We start from the raw sequence: 4,778 nt of genomic DNA, 5'->3' as shown, positions 1-4,778 counted from the left end.
GTGCCATAGCTCACAGTGAGGTGGAACACCGGGGTCCGTGGGTACTCGGACCTCTTTTGGTACGCGGCTGGTGTCCTGTCAACGAAACGGCGCCGCCGCCGAGTTCCCTGGTCGGTCAGGGAACTCGGCGGCGGCGCCTGCTCATTGGACGGGGTCCCTCGCGCGGGTCAGCGCGGGGTGCCGCCGTCGGCGTTCGGGCCGGAGTAGTCCTCGCCGTAGGCGCCCTTGGCGGGGCGGCGGCGGCGCATGGGGGGCTCGACGCCGTCCGCGAGGCGGCGGGCGGTGAGCAGGAAGCCGGTGTGGCCGATCATGCGGTGGTCGGGGCGGACGGCGAGGCCCTCGATGTGCCAGTTGCGGATCATCGATTCCCAGGCGGTCGGCTCGTTGAAGCCGCCGATCTCGCGGATGGACTCGACGGTCCTGGCGAGCTGGGTGGTGGTCGCCACGTAGCAGCAGAGGATGCCGCCGGGGACGAGCGCCTTGGAGACGGCCTCCAGGCACTCCCAGGGGGCGAGCATGTCGAGGATGACGCGGTCGACCTCGGTGTCGCTGAGGTTGTCCTGGAGGTCGCCGACGGTGAGCTGCCAGGCGGGGTGGGGGCCGCCGAAGTAGCGCTCCACGTTCTGCTGGGCGATCTCGGCGAAGTCCTCGCGGCGCTCGTAGGAGTGCAGCATTCCCTGGTCGCCGATGGCGCGCAGCAGGAAGCTGCTGAGCGAGCCGGAGCCCACGCCCGCCTCGACGACGCGTGCGCCGGGGAAGATGTCGGCGAAGGCCAGGATCTGCCCCGCGTCCTTGGGGTAGACCACGGCGGCGCCGCGGGGCATGGACAGGACGTAGTCGGGGAGCAGGGGGCGCAGCGCCAGGTAGGCGACGTTTCCCGTGGTTCGGACAACACTGCCCTCGGGAGCGCCGATCAGCTCGTCGTGGGGGAAGGAACCCTTGTGGGTGTGGAAATTCTTCCCGGCCTCGAGCGTGAACGTGTAGTGGCGTCCCTTGGGGTCGGTGAGCTGGACCTGGTCCCCGACCTTGAAGGGCCCGCGACGGCGGGCGGCACCGGTCGGTTCGGACATGTGACCAGACTACCGGCCGTGGCGGGGCCCTCGGACCACCGCTTCCGGTGGGGGATCTCGGGCGGGGTCCCGGGTGCGGTTCGGCCCGGTCGGCCCCCGGTCCACGCCTGTCCAGCCGGTCGCTACCGCGCACGCGACGGCGCGTGTCAGGGCGGATGCCGGGTGGGAGTGCACGGATGTGGCTGGTGCGGTGAAGTCGTGGTGGCACTTCCGGCAAGGGGCCACATCAGGCCACTTGGCTCGGCATGCTGGGGGGACGCGACGCCGGGGAGGTGTCGGCCGGTGAGGGGTCCCTCGCACTTCACAGTCGTGTCGATCTTTGTGCTGACCGTGCTGGTGGTTCCGTTGACCACCAACATCGCCAGCAATTCCGTACCGGAGAAGATCCGGCCGCATCTGTGGCTGGCCTGGCCCGTCGCCGTCGCGGCGGCGGGAATCGCGGCTGTGCTGGAGGTGCGCCGCCGTCAGGAGGCGGCCGCGCACCCGCGCCCCGGGAGCGAAGGCGAGGAGCGGCTGCGCCACGCGGCGCAGGAACTGGCGCGAACAGTTCACAACCAGTGGAGTGCCGAGGCCCAGACGCGCGTACTGCACCGCCCACAGCCGCTCCAGGTCAGCTGGTCCTCCACCGGTCGCCCGGTGTCCGCCTCCGCGGCCGCGGTCCTCGGTGAGGGCGCGGTGGGCGGGCGGCCGTTACGGCTCCGGTTGCGCGGCGGGATCGACGACGTGGCGGAGAAGTACCTGCGGCTGCCCCAGCGCAGGCTGGTGCTGCTCGGCGCCCCGGGGGCGGGCAAGACCGTACTGGCGATTCTGCTCACCCTGGGACTGCTGCGGCACCGCAGCGCCCACGGAGGGCCGGTCCCGGTGCTGTTGTCGCTCTCCTCGTGGGATCCGCGCACCGAGCGCCTGCACGCATGGGTGATCCGTCGCCTCGTCGAGGACTACCCGGCCCTGGTGAACTTCGAGATCTTCGGTCCCCAGGCAGCGTCCCGGCTGGTCACCGACGGCCATGTCGTGCCGGTCCTCGACGGCCTGGACGAGATCCCCGCCGAACTGCACGCGGCGGCGATCGACGCGCTGGACCAGACCCCGCCCGGCTCCCCTCTGGTGATCACGTGCCGCAGTCAGGAGTACGAGGCCGCGGTGGCCGCCGACGGCACGGTGCTGACCGCCGCGGCGGTGGTCGAGCTGGAACCGGTCGGCGTGCGCGAGGTCGCCGCGTTCCTGACCGAGGGCGGCGTCGCGGGCGCGGACCGGTGGACGCCGGTGCTGTCCCATATGCGCGCCGCTCCCGGCGGGCCGCTCGCCCAGGCGCTGTCCTCACCGCTCATGGCGGCCCTGGCCCGCGTCATCTACGCCCCGCCCACCGCCGAACCCGCCGAACTGCTCGACACCGCCCGCTTCGGGGACCAGGCGGCCATCGAGGGGCATCTGCTCGACGCGTTCATCCCCTCCGCCTACATCCACCATCCGCCCCCGCCCCCGGATGTCCGGCCGAGCGGCGAACTGCGCCCGTACCCACCGGAACTGGCCTGCCGGTGGCTGACGTTCCTGGCCACCAGGATGGATCGGCACGCGACGCGCGAACTGGCCTGGTGGCAACTGCACTGGATCGTCCCCACCACCGTACGGCGAGTCATCGGCATAGTGCTTGAGCTGCTGACGGGAGCTGTCGCCGGGTTCGGTGTGGCCGTCGGGGCCGGCTTTTCCGTCGGCATGACGGCCGGCCTCGCGGGCGGCCTCAGCGCGGGCCTGCTGGCCATGGCTCCCTCCCATCCCGGCTATGTCAACCTTCAAATACGCGGCCGGATAAGGCTGTTCGGCAGAAAACTCGTCCTGGGCCTGGTCGTCGGCCTCACGATGGGAGCCGGGGCCGCCTTCGCCTTCGGCCTCGCGGCGGGGCTCGGGGTCGACATGGGAGGCGGTCTCGGGTCCGCGATGAAGACCGCCGGCAGTGCGGGCCTGAGCGTCGGCATCGCCTTCGCGGCCATGATGTGGCTCAACACCCCGGCCGACACCATTCGCTCTCCCGGCGCTCAGGCCTCGCTGCGCAATGACCGGCTGGTCAGCGCCGTCAGGCTCATCGTGGAATCCCTCAGTGCGGGCCTGCTGGCCGGCCTCGCCGCCAGACGGTACGGCTTCGGCCTCGACGCCGGCCTCACCTGGGCCCTGACCGCCGGGCTCGGCGGCGGTTTCGCCCTGGGCGTGGCCGGGCGGCTCGCCGGGCGCTTCCAGACCGGCCTCGCGGCGAGTACGTGGGGCTGGTACTCGCTCAGCCGGACCTGGCTGGCTCTGCGCGGCCGCCTGCCCTGGCGGCTGATGCGCTTCCTCGACGATGCCCATCAGCGCGGCGTGCTGCGCCAGGCCGGGGCGGTGTACGAGTTCCGCCATGCGCGGCTTCAGGACCGCCTTGCCGACCGGCACAGGGTGAGGGCTGATCGCTGAAGGGGAGAGCGGCGGTGCTCAGGAAGGGCGTGCCATCGCCTTGACGAAGGCGCGTTCGACGTCGGCGGCGGAGAGCACTCCGTAGATCTCGCCGGAGTCCTCGACGACGAGGTACTCCGTGGCGGGGGTGGCCCGCAGGGTGTCGAGCAGTTCCTCTCCGGAGAGTTCCGCGGAGATCCGCATGCCCTCGGTGATGTCCTGGGCGAGGCCGCTGACCGTGACCCAGGGGCGGCGATGCTGGGGGACGGAGACGATGGCAGCCTCGCGGACGAGCGCCATCGGGTCGCCGTCGGGGTCGACGACGACGAGGGCGCGGGCCCCGGCGGCGTTGGCCCGGCGCAGCGCCTCGGAGAGGGGCGTGTCGGACTCGACGGGGACGGCGCGGCGGGTCAGGGTGCGGGCGCGCAGCTCGGGCAGGTGTTCGCGCAGGCGGGCCATGCGCAGGCTGTTCCCGGCGCCGGTCCAGATGATCGCGGCGAGGATGGCGGCGAGCAGGGCGTCGGTGACGGTGTTCATGCCGCCGATCTCCTGGGCGTCGCCGCCGAGGGCGCCGGACTGGTTGAGCAGGGGCAGTCCGATCAGTACGGAGATGGCGAGGGCGCGGCCGACCCAGGCGGCGGCGATGGTGCCGCTCATGGGCTTGCCGGTGATCTTCCAGACGACGGCGCGCAGCATGCGGCCGCCGTCCAGGGGCAGGCCCGGCAGGAGGTTGAAGGCGGCGACGATGAGGTTGGAGATCATCAGTCCGGCGAGCAGGACGCCGGGGACGGTGCCGGGCTCGACGAAGCGCATGCCGGCGTAGAAGACACCGGCGAGCACGAGCGACAGGAGCGGGCCGACGAAGGCGAGGACGAATTCCCGGCCCGGGGTCTCGGACTCCTTTTCGATCTCCGAGACTCCGCCGAAGAACTGGAGCTGGATGCGGCGCACCGGCAGCTTGAAGCGGAGGGCCGCGACGGTGTGGGCCAGTTCGTGGACGAGTACGGAGGCGTAGAAGGCGACGGCGAAGAAGAGCGACACGAGGTAGCGGGTGCCGCCGAGCTCGGGCAGGACGCGGTCGAGCTGGGCGCCGAAGACCCAGGTGATGAGGGCGGCGACGAGGAACCAGCTGGGGGCGACGTAGACGGGCACGCCGAAGGGCCTGCCCATGAGCAGCCCGCCTCCCGGCCCCTTGGGGGCCTTGCCCGGAGCCCCCTTCCCGTGGGAGGGCGGTACCTGGGCGCTCCGGTAGGCCTCGGGCGGGGCCTTCACCAGGGAGGCGGGGGC

3 protein-coding genes are annotated in these 4,778 nt (G+C 72.1%); 1 reads left to right on the top strand and 2 read right to left on the bottom strand.

The features are described from left to right. Nucleotides 1-167: 167 nt before the first annotated feature. Complete coding sequence (locus GKQ77_RS27890; protein ID WP_125511707.1) at nt 168-1,070, bottom strand: tRNA (adenine-N1)-methyltransferase; 903 nt, start codon at nt 1,068-1,070, stop codon at nt 168-170. Nucleotides 1,071-1,379: 309 nt separating this feature from the next. Here GKQ77_RS27890 and GKQ77_RS27885 point away from each other — a divergent pair, with 309 nt between their 5' ends. Beyond that, a complete protein-coding gene (locus tag GKQ77_RS27885) occupies nt 1,380-3,512 on the top strand; it encodes an NACHT domain-containing protein (RefSeq protein ID WP_219691693.1) in 2,133 nt (710 codons plus the stop codon). Between the two features lie 18 nt (nt 3,513-3,530). Here GKQ77_RS27885 and GKQ77_RS27880 read toward each other — a convergent pair. Then, nucleotides 3,531-4,778, bottom strand: a 1,248-nt coding sequence (locus GKQ77_RS27880) for a site-2 protease family protein (RefSeq protein ID WP_258022080.1), incomplete at its 5' end; no start/stop codon positions are given.

The organism is Streptomyces anatolicus (assembly GCF_019400875.1).
GTDB classification, from domain to species: Bacteria; Actinomycetota; Actinomycetes; order Streptomycetales; family Streptomycetaceae; genus Streptomyces; species Streptomyces anatolicus.
This window is presented reverse-complemented; position numbering and strand designations above follow the sequence as displayed.

Coding starts and splice junctions, on each gene's coding strand:
- GKQ77_RS27890 (WP_125511707.1), bottom strand. CDS start 1,070: ATGTCCGAACCGACCGGTGCCGCCCGCCGTCGCGGGCCCTTCAAGGTC.